Raw genomic sequence first — 15,407 nt, forward strand, 5'->3', positions numbered from 1 at the left:
TGCAGGTATATTTTCTCCGCGTCGCAACGGGTTGCGTCGGGACCATACCGGTGTGGCTGCCGTGGCGACTAGGGGGAGGAATCTGCGCGTGTATGCCATGTCTAAACCTGAGATACCCACCGGCGCTCCCGGGCCGGAGCGTCACTGGGGAGGGATGAGTTTCGACCGATGCGTTTCGCGTGCATCGGTCCACAAGGCAGTCGACGCGGAAGTGCTGCTGACGGACGCAGCACACATCGGAGGCGAGCGCTACGCGGTCGCGGCCGTCTGGCGCCGCGACCACTACCTCGGACACCAGGACGGTCCGGCGTCCGACCCGGTCCTGTTGATGGAGACGGCCCGACAGGCCGCGATCCACCTGTCCCACCGCTTCTTCGACGTCGCGCCCGGCCTGCCGTTCGTGCTGAGCGAGATCTCCGTCGACCTGTCCGAGGCGCTCCCGGAAGTGAGCGCGGAGCACCTCGCCGTCGGGCTCGACGTCGTCTGCCGCCGCCCCGCCGAGGGCACCCGACGCCTGCGCTTCGAGCTGACGGCTGACGTCCTGGTGCACCACCGCCCGCTCGGGCTGGTACGCGTGTGCTGGGAGCCGATGGAGCACCGTCGCTACGCCCTGCTGCGGCGGCGGGTCGAACGGGAGGCGGAGGTGACGCCATCCGGTCCCGCGCCGTCCCGCGTTCCGCTGCGACCGGCCCACGTCGGCCATCTCGCCGAGCGGGACGTCCTCATCGACACCGACCCGCTGCGGGCGAACGGGTGGTGGCTGCGGCTCGACCAGGAGCATCCCGTGCTCTTCGACCATGAGTCCGATCACGTGCCGGGCATGGCGCTCGTGGAAGCCTTCCGGCAGGCGGGCCGGGTCGCCGCAGTGGACAGGCGACCCGGAGCGAGCGGAGCGACGCTGCTCGACGTGGCGTTCAGGTCCTTCGGTGAACTGGACGCGCCGGTATCGATCACGGCGGAGCCGGTGGGGCCGGTGGGGCCGAGCGGGAGCACCTTCACGTTCCGGGCCCGCCAGGGCGACAGGGAACTCGCGCGCTCCACGGTGCGGTACGGCACACCTCTGTCCTCCCGAGCCCGCTGGGAAGAGGCATGCTGAACCGACAGGAGGCCAGGAACGCTCTAGTCGAGGTCGCGGGCCGGGACGCGCGCGGCGCCGAAGAGCGTCGCAGACTCGGCCCCGAGGTCGCGGCTGCGCTGGTTGACGCGGGGTTCCCGCGCCACTTCGTGCCGCTGAAGTGGGGCGGGGCGGCCGGGAGTTTCGCCGGGCTGCTTGCCGACGCCGCGGCCGTGTCAGAAGTCTGCGCCGCCACGGGATGGTGCGCCGCTCTGTATGCGGCGCACGGCCGGTTGGCCGCCTACCTGCCTGAGCAGGGGCAGCACGATCTTTGGGCGCATGGCCCGGACGTCCGCGTCGCGGCCTCGGTCATTCCGGCACAGGGCCGGGCCACGGCCGTGAACGGCGGCTGGCGACTCGACGGGCAGTGGAATACGGCCAGCGGGGTCGACCATGCGGAGTGGGTGCTGCTGGCTTCCTTGACTCCGGGTGACAGCGGCGTACAGGATCACCGGATCTTCGCCGTGGCTCGCGCCGAGCTCTCCGTTCGGGACACCTGGCAGTCCGTCGGTCTGCGCGGCAGCGGCAGCGGCAGCGTCGTGGCCGACGGGGTCTTCGTGCCCGCCCATCGCTCGTTCACCCTGGATACGTTGCTGCGGTCGCTGCCCGACGCGGCCCGCTGTCATCGCGTCCCCTATCCGATGGTTGCCGCGCTGATCTTCGCGGCGCCGGTGCTCGGCGCGGCGCGTGCGGCGCTGCGGGCCTGGACGGCCGAGTGCGTCCAGGGCACCCAAGCTGCGCCGCGCAGGGCGAGTCAGGTGCAGCTCCTGGCCCGTACGTCTGCGTGGATCCACGCCGCGGGCCTGCTCCTGGAGGGCGTCGCGCGGCGCGCGGACGAGGGCGACATCACCGCGCTGACGGTCGTCGAGAATCGCCGGGACGCGGCGGCCGCGGCCATCCTGTGCCGCGACGCGGTCGACGAACTCTTCCACGCCTCGGGCATGCGCGGGCAGTCGCCCGACAGCCTGCTGCAGCGGGCCTGGCGGGACGTGACGACGGCGGCGGGTCACGGCGCCCTCGCCTTCGACGGCGCGGCCGACGCGTACGCGAACGCGGTCCTGGCAGAGGGGGCGGCGTGACGACCGTGGCCGAACGGGTGCGCCCCGCCCTCGCGTTCTTCGACGTCGACGAGACGGTGATCGCCGATAAGAGCATGGTGGAGTTCTGGGAGTACTGGCTGGCCCGCAACCCGTCACGGGTCCCGGAACAGGTCGGTGATCTGCGGGCCGAGGCGGCAGCGAGCCGTAACCGCGCGGCGCTGAACCGCAGGTACTACCGGCGCTATGCGGGCGTGCCGCTTGCCGACCTGGAAGCGGCGGGCCGGCGTTGGTACGAGACCTACCGCCGCGGGGACACGGCCTTCGTACGGGCCGCCGTCGACGCCATCGCCGGGCACCGGGCCGCGGGGCACGAGGTCATCCTGGTCTCAGGGTCGATGATGCCTCTACTGGAGCCCCTGGCGCAGGAGTTGGGGGCGGCAGGGGTGCTCTGCACCGAGCTGGTCGTGCGGTCCGACGGGGCGCTGACCGGGGAGGTCCACCGCCCGATGATCGGGGAGTCCAAGGCCGAGGCCGCCGTGCGAACCATGCGGGAGCGCGGGGTGGACCCGAGCGACTGCTTCGCGTACGGCGACCACGAGAGCGACCTCGCCCTGCTGCGCGCGGTGGGCAATCCGGTGGTGGTCGGGAGCTCCCGGGCATTGAACGAGGAGGCCGAGCGCTCGGGCTGGATGGTGGTACCGGCCGGCCGGGGGCCGCTGCGGCTCGAGAGCGCGTGAAATGTCCGACGAGGCAGGGCTCCTTCAGCAGCAAAACCTTCCCGATGGTATGTATGTGCCCTCTTTAGATATGGAGGGCACAGGCATGGCCAAACAGGAACGGGCGCGGCGCACGAGGGAGAAGGTGCTGACCGCAGCGGCGGAGGTGTTCGCGGTTCAGGGGTACCGCAGCGCCACGCTCAGCACGGTCGCGGAGCGCACCGGCATGACGAAGGGCGCGCTCTACGGGCACTTCCCCTCGAAGAAGTCGCTGGCGTGGGCTCTGATCGACGAGTCCTGGCAGGGCTGGGCGAGTCTGCGGATCGAGTACGACGCCCCGGACGCCAAGGCCGAGGATGTCCTCGAGGCCCTCGTCCTGGGATTCGCTCGTCGGCTGCAGTCGGACATGCGGCTGCGGGCCACGGTCCGGCTCTCGTCCGACTGCCCGGTCCTGGCGAGCAGGCTTTCCGGCGCCCTCGGTGAGATGCGGGACATCCTGATGAAGCTGATCCAGCAGGCCCAGCGGAAGGGCGGCTTCCCGGCGTACTCGCCGGCCCTCGTCGCCCAGCTGCTGATGATCGTGATGTACGGGCTGCTGCACGTGCCCGATGAGAGCGCAGGGTACGAAGGCGCGCCCGACGGGGAGTCTCTGTGTCGATTGCTCCTCACTGCGCTGTCGGCGGAGGCGGGCGCCGGGCTCGTTCGTGAAGAAAGCGGCGCCGTTTCGGATCTGTAAAAAATACCGTCAAGAACGAATTTTTCTGTCATGCTGCGCTGGGCGCCGATGTGCGCGGGGCTACTGAGCGCGGCGCCCCTGCGCAAGCAGGGGCTACGACACTTTGGAGGAAGCGAATGAGCGTGCTGGACGAGTGGACAGGTCGGCACGCATCGGGGGGCGCGGACCTCAATTCGGAGGACCTTCACACGAGGGACCATGATGCGAGGGACAACGTTGTATTTCGCGCAGTTTCCGATGCAAGGGACGTCGACGACTTCGACATGCGACATCTTCGGTACTTTCTTACCGTAGTGCGCGCCGGAACGGTATCGGCCGCAGCCCAGGAACTCCGGATATCGCAACCGAGCCTGAGTCAACAAATAAGGCGACTGGAACAACGCGTCGGCGCCGCCCTGTTCATCCGCAGTTCGCGCGGCGTTGAGCTGACGGTTGGCGGCCGGGCTTTCCTCAGAGAAATCCAGGAAATTCCGAGTCAGTTGCGCTCGGCCATCGCCGCCGTCGCGTCGGCGCCGGGGATCTGGTCCGTCGGGGTGTGCGGCGGCGTGCCGGCGGAGGTCCTCACCGAGGTGCAGAACGGGCTGGCGGGCGGGCGCCGACGCGGTGGCGGCGCGAAGCTGCGGATGCGCTCGGTCGATGCGGCCGACCAGGGCGAACTGCTGCGGCACGGCGAGATCGCGTTCGGCATCGTGCGGCTGCCGATCCTGACGCCCCATCTGGTGCGGGCTGTGGTGTGGGACGAGCCGCTCGGTGTCGTCATGGCGCGGGAGCACGGGCTCGCCGCCCACCGGGAGCTGACCTGGAGCGACCTCGGGCGACAGCGCCTCCTCTGGTACAACGAGGGGTGCGCGCCCGGGTTCGCGGACACGGTGCCCGCGCATCTGGCCAGGCTCGGCTGGGACCCGGTGCTGCACCCCGTCGACCAGGACCAGTACGCCCTGTTCCTGCACGCGTTGCAGACGACCGCGGACCTTGTGGCCCTGCGGCCGCAGCGCACTGTGCATCGGGAGCCGCATCTGGTGTGGCGGCCGCTGCCCACCAGCAGGCCGCCCCGCGAGCGCCTCGCCGTGACCGCGCTCAGCGGTAGCCGTTCCGCTCACGTGCTGCGGCAAGTCGCCGCGGAGCGCGGTTGGGCGTTCTTCACCGAATAGTCTCCGCCACCCCCAGCCGGCGTGTGATCCGGGCCTTCCAGAGCCCGGGTCACACGCCCTTTTTTGTGTCCGTCAGCACTATAGGGGCCAGCCTATGGCTGTCACGTGGATTGCGTCTTGGACGGGCTGCGGAAGCTGTGGGTAATCTCTTGAACGTAAAAGCAGTGCGGGATTCCGGAGCGAATCTGATCCGCGGAATTATCCCGCCCGCTGCCGCATGGAATTCAACGTCGAATTCCATGACGCACTCTCGTTCCTTCTCTTGTCTCCTTTTCCCTGCCGGCCCAGTCGGGCCGTGCCCTCAGACCACCCACTCCAAGGGAGCATCGTGATCTCGACCAAGCTGACGGAGCTGCTAGGAATCGACCACCCCGTCGTCTGCGCCCCGATGGGTTCCGTGTCCGGCGGCCGACTCGCCGGCGCCGTGACCCGGGCGGGCGGCCTCGGCCTCGTCGGTGTCAGTTACGGCGACGCGGCGTTCATCGATGAGCACGTGGCGCGGGCCGCCGAGGGCGGCGGCGTCTGGGGCGTCGGCTGCGTCATGTTCACCTTCGACGACCGGCCCGGCCTCTGGGACAAGGTGCTCGGCTACGCACCGCCGGTTATCGCCCTCTCCTTCGGTGACGCCGCGCAGGTCCACAAGTACGTGGCATCCGCGGCCGACGCCGGCTCCCACGTCGTGGTCCAGGTGCATGACCCCGAGCAGGCCGCCGTCGCCGTACAGGCCGGGGCGTCGGTGCTCGTGGCCCAGGGCTCCGAGGCCGGCGGCCACCACAGGAAGCAGGCCACCCTGCCACTTGTCCCTGCCGTCCTCGAGGTCACCCGGGGTGTGGTGCCGGTGGTCGCGGCCGGCGGATTCGCCGACGGCAGGGGACTCGCGGCGGCCCTCGCGCTCGGCGCCGACGGCGTGATGATGGGGACCCGGTTCGCCGCGACCGAGGAGTCGCTGGCCACCGCCGGATTCAAGTCCCACCTGGTGTCCGCGTGCACCGCGGACACGGTCAATACCCACTCGTTCGACGTCGTGCGCGGCATTGCCTGGCCCGAGGGCCACCCGGCCCGCTCCATCAGCAACGACTTCACCCGCACTTGGACCGGACGGGACACCGAACTCGCCGCACAGCGCGCCACTGTCGAGCCGGAGTGGGCGGCCGCCGGCGCCCGGGACGACACCACGCAGCGCGCCATGTTCGCAGGCGAGGTACTCGACCTCATCCAGGACATCCAGCCCGCGGCCCAGGTCGTCCGCAGTGTCGTGGCCGACGCGGAGGAGACCCTCACCGCTCTCGCCGGGCGGATCGGCGGCCCCGCCGCCTCTGAAGCCTGACCCCTGTCCCCCGCCTTTCCTACACACACCCGTAGAGGACCCGATGATCCACGTACTGACCCTCACGTACCTCACCCCTCGCGAGACCGTCGTCGCGCACATGGCCGAGCACAAGGCCTGGCTGCGCGAGCACGGCGATCAGGGCCGGATCCTGCTCAGCGGCCCCCGGCCCGAGGGCGGCGCCGTCATCGTGACGGCCGACCTCGATGAGACGCAGGTGCGCGAGCTCATTGAGAGCGACCCCTGGCACAAGCTGGGCATCGCCTCGTACGAGCAGCTCGCCTTCGAGGGCCGTAACGCAAGCCCCGGCGTGGTCACCGCCGCCGAGCCGGACGACGGTGTCCTGCTCATCAACGTCGCCACCACCGATGACGCGCCCGCCAGTGTGGCCGCGCTCGCCTCCGCCGTGGACCACGTCGCCGCCACCGCCGACGGCTTCCGCGGCTCCCGCCTGCTGACCAGTGTCGACGGCGACGCCATCGTCAACTTCGCGGCGTGGACGGACCAGCAGCGGTTCGACGCGATCTTCGAAGACCCCGAGTTCACGCGCCGATACCAGGACTTCGCGAAGACCACGACCGGCGCCAAGTACCGCCTCTACCGCACCAGTCGGGTCATCACGCCCAACCGCTGAGCATCCCCGAAAGCCCAGATCTCCCCAGGAATCACAGGACTTACAGGACTTAGGAGAGACCATGTCAGCCCCGAACAACGCGGCGCAGTACGACCTCATCGTCATCGGGTTCGGTGCCGCCGGACTGTCGGCCGCGCTGTCCTTCGCGGAAGCCACCGAAGGCCGCGAGAACCCCGCCAAGATCGCCGTTCTCGAGCGGGCGACCAAGGAGGAGCGCGGTGGTGCCACCCGCTGGACCGGCGCGTTCCTGCGGATCACCCAGGACAAGCAGCTGGACACCGACTGGGCCGAGCACGTCGGTCGGGTCTCCGGGGGCCTCGCCGACATCGAGTACTGCCGCACCGTCGAGCGCGAGACGCACCAGACGCTGAGCTTCGTCGAGAAGCACGGCGTCGAGATCTCCTTCGACGACTTCCCGCTGCCGCACACCTTCGACGGCGGCACCCCGTCCATGACCCCGCCGGCCAGCCCGCGCGGCGGCGGCGCCTCGATCGTCGAGCACCTGGGCGCGGCTCTGGAGAAGGACCCGCGCGTCGACATCCGTTACGAGACGGAGGCGCTGCGCCTGTCGACCAGTGCCGACGGCACCGTCGACGGCGTCCTGGTCCGCACTGCCGACGGACACACCCAGCAGCTCACCGGCCGCGCCGTCGTCCTGGCCTGCGGCGGCTTCCAGGGCAACACCGAAATGCTCACCCGCTATGTCGGCGACAGGGCTTGCGACCTGCCGCTGATCGCCCCCGGCATCGCCAACAACCGCGGCGACGCGCTGCGCATGGCCCTGGAGCTGGGCGCCGACACCGCGGGCCAGTTCGACGGCATCCACGCCGAGCCCGTCGACACCCGCACCCAGAAGGCCGATTCGGTCCTGTACGGCTTCAGCACCGGCATCTTCGTCAACGGCGACATGGAGCGCTTCTTCGACGAGGGCCGCGACACCTGGGACAACACCTTCGAGCACGTCGGCCATGAGATCTGGAAGAACCAGCGGCAGGAGGCGTACTGGATCGCCGACGCCAAGACGCTCGCCATCCCCGGCATCATGAACTCGCTGCTCAGCGATGTCCCGCCGGAGCAGGCCGACTCTCTGGAGGAGCTTGCCGCCAAGCTGGGCGTCGACGCCGAGGGCCTTGAGAAGGCCGTCGCGGAGTTCAACGCGGCTGAAGGGCCCGGTGAGTTCGACCCGACCCGACTCGACGGCAAGTCCACCGTCGGCATCACCCCGCAGAAGTCCAACTGGGCCACGCCCCTGGACACCGCGCCGTTCATCGGCGTGCCGGTGACCGCTGCTGTCTGCTTCACCTACGGCGGCATCCGCACCGACGTCGACGGACGCGTCGTCACCCCGTCCGGCGCCGCCATCCCCGGCCTGTACGCGGCAGGCGAGGCCACCGGCCTCTACTACCACGCCTACCCGCCGGCCACTTCCGTGCTGCGTTCGCTGATCTTCGGCCGGCTCGCCGCCCACCACGCTGTCGCCCAGCAGTCCGTCTGACCCCACCCGCACCACCTACTGGAGGAACCATGAGCATCGTCAACATCGACGTCACCCTCCGCGACGGCGGGTACCGCAACGGCTTCAACTTCCCCCTCGACTACGCCCTCCGGCACGCCAGGCTCAGCGTCGAGTCCGGCTTCGACTGGGTCGAGATCGCCTACCGCAAGGGCTCGCTCCTGCCGGTCCCCAACATCGGACTCACCGGACGCGGCGACGACGAGTTCATCGCCGCTGTGGCCCGCGAAATCGGCGCGAACAAGGTCGCGATGATCCTCCACCCGAAGAACATCGACGACCACGACCTGCCCGCCATGTACGCCGCCGGGGCCCGCCTGGTGCGCGTCATCCTGCCGTCCAAGGGCTACGAACGGGGCCTGGAGTACATACGCCAGGCGAAGGACATCGGCTTCAACGTCGGTGTCAACTTCGCCCGCATCAGCCAGTGGGTGGGCCGCGACATCGTCGAGGTCGCCACCGCCGCCACCGACGCCGGCGCCGAGTTCGTCTACCTGGCCGATTCCAACGGCAGCCTCTCGCCCGTCGACACCACCGACCTCACCACTCTGACGAAGTCGGTCACCGGCGGCCCGGTCGGCCTGCACGCCCACAACAACCTGGGCCTCGCCCTGTCCAACGCCATCAGCGCCGTCGCCGCCGGCGCGACCTGGATGGACTCCTCGATCCAGGGCATGGGCAAGGGCCCCGGCAACCTCATCGCCGAGCAGTGGCTGGCACACCTCGACCGCACCGACGCCGAGGCCGCCGCCCGCCTCCGCCTGGGCCCCGCCCTGGAGTTGGCGGACCTGCTGCTCGCCACCGTTCCCGAGGGAACCCCCTCGCTGCCGCTGCCCGATCTGGTCCTCGGCCGCTACGACCTGCCGGTCGAGCACCGCAACGACCTGCTGGGCTGCCACCGTGAGGGCATCGCCACCGCGCGCACCCTCTCCACCGTCCGGTGACCCACGCCGGATTCGCTGTGCCGACGGCGGTCTTCGGACCGGAGACCGCCGTCGGTCCGGCACACGCACTCGTCCTCGCCCCCGTCACCCCGAGCTGGGACGAGGGGGCATTCTTCGCCCCCGTCACCCGAGTGCTTGCCGACGCGGGCCTGCGCGTGACCGTGGTCGACACGCTCTCGCTGTGGGACGAGGAAATCGACTCGCTGGACTCTCTCGTCGCCCGTTGGCGTGCGCTTCTTCCGCAGTACGGTCACGTGGACCTGATCTGCGGGAACGCGCTCGGCGGCGCGGTGGCACAGGCCCTGCTCCCCGAGGTTGCCGCCGACACAGCGGCACTGCTCGTCTCCGGGCCGGCCCGCACGGACGCCCTGCTCGAGGCCAGACTCACGGAGATCGCCGAGCTGGCCGCGGGCGGCCGCTCGGGCGACGCCCTGGCCCTGCTCAACCGGCGTGTTCAGCCCCACGGCCGCAGCCGCGTCACCGACGGCACCGCCCCGACACCGCACGACCCGAGCGCCGGGCGCCGCCTCGCCGCGGGGATGCGGATGCTGTGCGGCGTCGACGTGACGGACACGGTGCGGTCCCACCCCGGGCCGCTGCTGCAGATCGTCGGCGGCGACTCGCAGCTCGTCACCCGGCACCACACCGCGGCGGCATCGCATCACCGGGTGCATGTCATCCCGAGGACCGGCATGCGCCCCCACATCGAACGCACCGCAGAAGTGTCCGCCCTCGTCGGAACCTTCCTGCGGGAGAAGGGACTCATATGAAGAGCGTCGCTGTACTGCCCGGGGACGGCATCGGACCGGAGGTCGTCTCCGCGGCCCTCGAGGCGGTGGAGCAGCTTCGCCTCCCGCTGGACCTGCGCTTCGGTGAGATCGGCTGGGAGTGCTGGCGCCAGGAAGGCACCGTCATACCTGAGCGCACCTGGAAGCTCATCGAGGAGACCGACACCTGCCTGCTCGGGGCCATCACGAGCAAGCCACTGCGCGAGGCGGAGGCCGAACTCCACCCGACGCTGCGCGGCACGGGCCTGGACTACGTCTCCCCGGTCATCCAGCTCCGCCAGCACCTGGGTCTGTACGCGAACGTCCGGCCCATCACCGACATCGACCGGGGACAGTTCGACTTCACCGTCATCCGGGAGAACACCGAAGGGCTGTACGCCGGGTTCGACGTCCATGGGCTCGACGAGTCGCTGTGGAACGCGGTGCGCAGCCACCCGAACGCGGCTGCTTCCGGACGTGAGGCCACCAGCGTCACGCTCCGACTGCAGACCCAGTTCGGCATGGACCGCCTTCTGCGGTACGGATTCGAGTACGCCGAGCGCCACGGCCACCGGCGGCTGACCGTCGTCGACAAGCCCAATGTGCTCCGCCACAGCAGCAACCACCTGCGTGAACGTCTCGAACTGATCGCACAGGACCATCCGGACGTCGAGACCGAGATCCTCAACGTCGACGCCGTGGCGCTGTGGATGGTCCGTCGGCCGGAACGGTTCGGCGTGCTGGTGGCCGAGAACATGTTCGGCGACATCCTCTCCGACCTCGGCGCGGGTGTGATGGGCGGTCTGGGCCTCGCGTCCAGCGGCAACATCGGTGACCACGGCAGCTACTTCGAGCCGGTGCACGGCAGCGCACCGAGCATGGCGGGCCAGGGCCGGGCCAACCCCATGGCGATGCTGCTGACGATCGCCCAGATGCTCGACCACCTCGGCATGCCGGTTCCCGGACAGGAGCTGCGTGGTGCCGTCAGCAAGGTCGTGCGCGCCCGCACCACCGTCACCTACGACCTGGGGGGCACGGCCCGCACGAGCCAGGTGGCGCAGGCAGTCGCCGGTGAACTGCCGGGCCACACGGACGAGCCGGCGCCCCCGACCGCCGTCTCCACGGACGTCGTGGACCGCCTGGCCCAGCTGGACACCGCCTCGGTCTCCGATGCGCTGGACAGCATGGGCATCCCCTGCGTGCTCGCGGGCCTGGCCGCCCGGGTGCCGGGAACGCGCGCGGCGGGTCGGGCGTACACCGTCACCTACCGGCCCGTGGACGCCTCCGTCGACCGCGGGTTCCGCAATGCGGCCAACTACTTGGACGACGTACCCGAGGGCTCGTTCGTGGTGGTCGACAACGCGGCCAGCACCACCTGCACCAACTGGGGCTCCCTGCTGACGAACCTGGCGCAGCGGCGCGGTGTGCGCGGCACCGCCCTGCACGGCTCGGCCCGCGACATCGCCGAGATCCGTGCCGCCAAATACCCGCTGTTCAGCACCGGCGCAACCATGGTCAGCGGCAAGAACCGGGTGGAGCTCGCAGCGACCGGACGCGACGTTGTCATCGGTGATGTCACCGTACGACCCGGTGACATTGTCGTCGCCGACGACAACGGAGCTCTCGTCGTGCCCGCCGAGTACGCCACCGAGGTCGCGGACAGGGCGGAGCGCGTCGAGCGAACCGAGAGCGCGATCGCCCAGGCGGTCAATGGCGGCATGCGCCTCGACGAGGCCCGCCGGCAGTTCGGCTACGCCAATCCGTGGGGCGACGACGGCAAGCAGCCCTCCCGTGCCTGACCTGTCGGGACGCGTGGTGGTGGACATCCACCACCACGCCGGTCCCGACCTGTACCGGCGGCGACTCACCTCCGTAGCCGCGGGCCGGGCGTATGCCGAGGTCGGCGGCTGGGTGGTGCTCAAGAGTCACCTCACCTCGACCGCCGCCCGCGCCTGGGAGGCCCGGCAAGAGGGATTGCCCGTCTCGGGCTCGCTCGTCCTCAACGAACTGGCCGGCGGTGTCCACCCCCGCGCCATGGAACAGGCTGTCTACGCGCACGGCCCCGACAGCCCCGCCCGCCTGATCGTCCACCTGCCCACCCTGGTCGGCCCGGCGCACGCCTCCGCGCTGCGCCGCACGTCCTTCCACCCCTTGCTGGACGCCGACCGGTGGCGCGGCGACCGGGTCCTCGGCTCTGACGGGCGGCTGTGCCGCGACGTCCGCGAGGTGCTGCGTGCGGCTCGCGACCTGCCGGTCGCCGTGGCGACCGGGCACAGCGACCGGCAGGCAGCCCTACGCGTGGTCGACGAGGCAGTACGCCTCGGCCTACCGCGCCTCCTCCTCACCCACGCCACGCACCCGATGTCGGGCTTCACGCTCGACGACCTGACCGAGCTCTCCCAAGTCCCCGGCCTCTACGTCGAACTCACCGCGCTGACACTTCTGTTGGGACACCGCGATGTGGACCATCTGGGCGAACTGGTGCATGCCCACCCACGGGTGGTGTTCAGCTCCGACCTCGGACAGCCCGACCAGCCGGACGTGAAGGAATGGCTGGACCTGAGCGAACGCTGGTTCCACACAGCGCGCCTGACGAACCATCAGATAGGGGCCATCACGCGGACGAATCCCGCGAACCTGCTGAGGCCGTGAGTGGGTCTTACGGATCTCGCGGACCTCACGGACCTCATGGACCTCGTAGACCGCACAGCCCTTACGGACCTTCGCCACTCCACTCCCAGGAGCAGTCATGAACGCCCGTACGTACCATGCCGACCTGCATGCGGACATCCGACATCTCGCCGACCTGCTGGACGAGACCTTGGTCCGCCAGGAAGGCCCGGAACTCCTCGAACTCGTCAAGAGGATCCGCCAGTTGGTCCGCGAGAACGATGAGACCGCCGCTGAACTCCTGCGCGCCGCCGGGCCGGAGACCGCCGCCAAACTGGTGCGCGCCTTCTCCACGTATTTCCATCTGGCCAACGTCACCGAGCAGGTGCACCGCGGCCGCGAACTGCGCTCGGCCAGGGAACAGGCGGGCGCCGCCCTCACCCGCGTCGTCCAACACGCCGCGCACGAGGCACCCGAGGCCCTGGCGCGCGCAGTCGCGCAGCTGCAGGTACGCCCCGTCTTCACCGCCCACCCCACGGAGGCCGCACGCCGCTCGGTCCTGAACAAGCTGCGCCGCATCGCCGCACTCCTGGAGACCCAGGTGATCGCGGGAGACCGGCGCCGCCACGACACCCGCCTGGCCGAGCACATCGACCTGGTGTGGCAGACCGACGAGCTGCGGGTGGTGCGCCCGGAGGTCACCGACGAGTCCCGTAACGCGATCTACTATCTGGACGAGCTGCACACGGGCGCGGTCGGCGACGTACTGGAAGACCTGACTGCCGAGCTGGAGCAGGTCGGCGTCACACTCCCCGAGGAGACGCGGCCGCTGACCTTCGGTACCTGGATCGGCGGTGACCGGGACGGAAATCCGAACGTGACCCCGCAGGCCACCTGGGACGTGCTGATCCTGCAGCACGAGCACGGCATCAACGACGCGCTCGACCTGGTCGACGAGCTGCGCGGCCTCTTGTCGAACTCGATCCGCTACACGGGCGCGACGGAGGAGCTCCGCATGTCCCTGCGGTGCGATCTGGAGCGGCTGCCGGAGATCAGCCCGCGTTACAAGCGCCTGAACGCCGAGGAGCCGTACCGGCTCAAGGCGACCGCGATCCGGCAGAAGCTGGAGAACACCAAGTACCGCCTGGCGCACCACACTCCGCACGAGGACGGCCGTGACTACCTCGGCACCGCCGAACTGCTCCAGGATCTGACGCTGATTCAGACCTCGCTGCGCGAGCACCGGGGAGGCCTGTTCGCCGAGGGCCGCATGAACCGTACGATCCGCACGCTCTCCGCCTTCGGCCTCCAGCTCGCCACCATGGACGTACGCGAGCACGCCGACGCCCACCACCACGCCCTCGGCCAGCTCTTCGACCGCCTCGGCGAGGAATCCTGGCGCTACGCCGACATGCCCCGCGACTACCGCCAGCGCCTGCTGGCCAAGGAACTCACGTCTCGCCGTCTCCTGGGCCCGGCGCCGTTGGACGCGGCCGGCGAGAAGACTCTCGAGGTCTTCCACACGATTCAGCGGGCGTTGGACGTGTTCGGCCCCGAGGTCATCGAGTCGTACGTCATCTCGATGTGCCAGGGGGCGGACGATGTCTTCGCCGCCACCGTGCTGGCTCGTGAGGCGGGCCTCATCGACCTGCATGCCGACAGAGCGAAGATCGGCATCGTGCCGCTGCTGGAGACGACGGACGAGCTCAAGGCCGCCGACACGATCCTTCAGGACATGCTCGCCGACCCCTCCTACCGCCGTCTCGTCGCCCTGCGCGGCGACGTCCAGGAGGTCATGCTCGGCTACTCCGACTCCTCCAAGTTCGGCGGCATCACCACCTCCCAGTGGGAGATCCACCGCGCCCAGCGGCGCCTCCGTGACGTCGCGCACCGCTACGGCGTCCGCCTCCGCCTCTTCCACGGCCGCGGCGGCACCGTCGGCCGCGGCGGCGGCCCCTCGCACCATGCGATCCTCGCCCAGCCCTGGAGGGCGAGATCAAGGTGACCGAGCAGGGCGAGGTCATCTCGGACAAGTACCTGGTGCCGTCGTTGGCGAGGGAGAACCTGGAGCTGACCGTCGCGGCGACACTGCAGGCATCCGCCCTGCACACCGCGCCGCGTCAGTCGGACGAGGTGATGGCTCGGTGGGACGCCGCGATGGACGTGGTGAGCGACGCCGCGCACACCGCGTACCGCAGGCTGGTGGAGGACCCGGATCTGCCGGCCTACTTCCTGGCCTCGACCCCGGTGAACCAGCTGGCCGACCTGCATTTGGGGTCGCGGCCCTCGCGCCGCCCGGACTCCGGTGGCGGCCTGGACGGGCTCCGGGCGATTCCGTGGGTGTTCGGCTGGACGCAGTCGCGGCAGATCGTGCCGGGCTGGTACGGCGTCGGAAGCGGCCTCAAGGCGCTGCGCGAGGTGGGCCTGGACGCCGTGCCCGATGAGATGCACGAGCACTGGCACTTCTTCCAGAACTTCATCTCCAACGTCGAGATGACGCTCGCCAAGACCGACCTGCGCATCGCCAGGCACTACGTCGAGACGCTGGTGCCGGCCGAGTTGCAGCACGTGTTCGCCGACATCGAGGCCGAGCACGACCTGACCGTACGCGAGGTCCTGCGCATCACCGGAGAGAACGAACTCCTCGATGCACAGCCGATGTTGAAGCAGACCTTCGCGATCCGCGACGCCTACCTCGACCCGATCTCGTACCTCCAGGTCGCCCTGCTCAAGCGGCAGCGGGACGCGGCCGTCGCAGGCGAGCAGCCGGACCCGACCCTCTGCCGGGCCCTGCTGCTCACCGTCAACGGAATCGCCGCGGGTCTGCGCAACACCGGCTGACCAAGGAGCCCCGA

General features: G+C 70.0%; 12 protein-coding genes and 2 pseudogenes. All 14 read left to right on the top strand.

Annotation, left to right across the window (positions count from 1 at the left end; translation table 11 throughout):
- Positions 1-154: 154 nt before the first annotated feature.
- The 14 genes and pseudogenes from OG453_RS03465 (at position 155) to ppc (ending at position 15,393) form a co-directional block, all read left to right on the top strand.
- The gene (locus OG453_RS03465; RefSeq protein WP_266864380.1) at positions 155-1,096 is read left to right on the top strand and encodes a ScbA/BarX family gamma-butyrolactone biosynthesis protein; all 942 of its coding nucleotides are present in this window, start codon (positions 155-157) and stop codon (positions 1,094-1,096) included.
- The gene (locus OG453_RS03470) at positions 1,090-2,193 is read left to right on the top strand and encodes an oxidoreductase (protein WP_266864382.1); all 1,104 of its coding nucleotides are present in this window, start codon (positions 1,090-1,092) and stop codon (positions 2,191-2,193) included. Before OG453_RS03465 ends, OG453_RS03470 begins: the two co-directional genes overlap by 7 nt.
- Complete coding sequence (locus tag OG453_RS03475; protein ID WP_266864383.1) at positions 2,190-2,891, top strand: HAD family phosphatase; 702 nt, start codon at positions 2,190-2,192, stop codon at positions 2,889-2,891. The genes OG453_RS03470 and OG453_RS03475 overlap by 4 nt, the downstream gene beginning before the upstream one ends.
- Positions 2,892-2,976: 85 nt before the next feature.
- Positions 2,977-3,606 carry a TetR/AcrR family transcriptional regulator gene (locus OG453_RS03480; RefSeq protein WP_266864385.1) on the top strand — a complete coding sequence of 210 codons (630 nt, stop codon included), beginning with the start codon at positions 2,977-2,979 and terminating at the stop codon, positions 3,604-3,606.
- 263 nt (positions 3,607-3,869) lie between these two features.
- Positions 3,870-4,034: pseudogene (locus OG453_RS45315) on the top strand (LysR family transcriptional regulator); the annotation flags it as partial.
- A gap of 51 nt (positions 4,035-4,085) precedes the next feature.
- The gene (locus OG453_RS03485) at positions 4,086-4,757 is read left to right on the top strand and encodes a LysR substrate-binding domain-containing protein (RefSeq protein WP_266864387.1); all 672 of its coding nucleotides are present in this window, start codon (positions 4,086-4,088) and stop codon (positions 4,755-4,757) included.
- A gap of 328 nt (positions 4,758-5,085) precedes the next feature.
- Complete coding sequence (locus OG453_RS03490; protein ID WP_266864389.1) at positions 5,086-6,084, top strand: nitronate monooxygenase family protein; 999 nt, start codon at positions 5,086-5,088, stop codon at positions 6,082-6,084.
- A gap of 43 nt (positions 6,085-6,127) precedes the next feature.
- Positions 6,128-6,718, top strand: coding sequence for a YciI family protein (locus tag OG453_RS03495; protein WP_266864391.1), 591 nt, complete (start codon positions 6,128-6,130; stop codon positions 6,716-6,718).
- Positions 6,719-6,779: 61 nt separating this feature from the next.
- On the top strand, positions 6,780-8,213 hold the full coding sequence (locus OG453_RS03500; protein ID WP_266864393.1) for an FAD-binding protein: 1,434 nt from the start codon (positions 6,780-6,782) through the stop codon (positions 8,211-8,213).
- Between the two features lie 29 nt (positions 8,214-8,242).
- Positions 8,243-9,175, top strand: coding sequence for a hypothetical protein (locus tag OG453_RS03505; protein WP_266864395.1), 933 nt, complete (start codon positions 8,243-8,245; stop codon positions 9,173-9,175).
- Entirely contained in the window at positions 9,172-9,945 is a 774-nt protein-coding gene (locus OG453_RS03510; RefSeq protein WP_266864397.1) for an alpha/beta fold hydrolase, read from the top strand. Before OG453_RS03505 ends, OG453_RS03510 begins: the two co-directional genes overlap by 4 nt.
- Positions 9,942-11,741, top strand: coding sequence for an isocitrate/isopropylmalate family dehydrogenase (locus OG453_RS03515; protein ID WP_266864399.1), 1,800 nt, complete (start codon positions 9,942-9,944; stop codon positions 11,739-11,741). Before OG453_RS03510 ends, OG453_RS03515 begins: the two co-directional genes overlap by 4 nt.
- Positions 11,734-12,594 carry a DUF6282 family protein gene (locus tag OG453_RS03520; RefSeq protein ID WP_266864401.1) on the top strand — a complete coding sequence of 287 codons (861 nt, stop codon included), beginning with the start codon at positions 11,734-11,736 and terminating at the stop codon, positions 12,592-12,594. Before OG453_RS03515 ends, OG453_RS03520 begins: the two co-directional genes overlap by 8 nt.
- 97 nt (positions 12,595-12,691) lie before the next feature.
- A pseudogene (gene ppc, locus OG453_RS03525) lies at positions 12,692-15,393 on the top strand (phosphoenolpyruvate carboxylase).
- The last annotated feature ends 14 nt before the right edge of the window (positions 15,394-15,407 follow it).

This window comes from Streptomyces sp. NBC_01381, from assembly GCF_026340305.1.
In the GTDB taxonomy this organism is placed as follows: domain Bacteria; phylum Actinomycetota; class Actinomycetes; order Streptomycetales; family Streptomycetaceae; genus Streptomyces.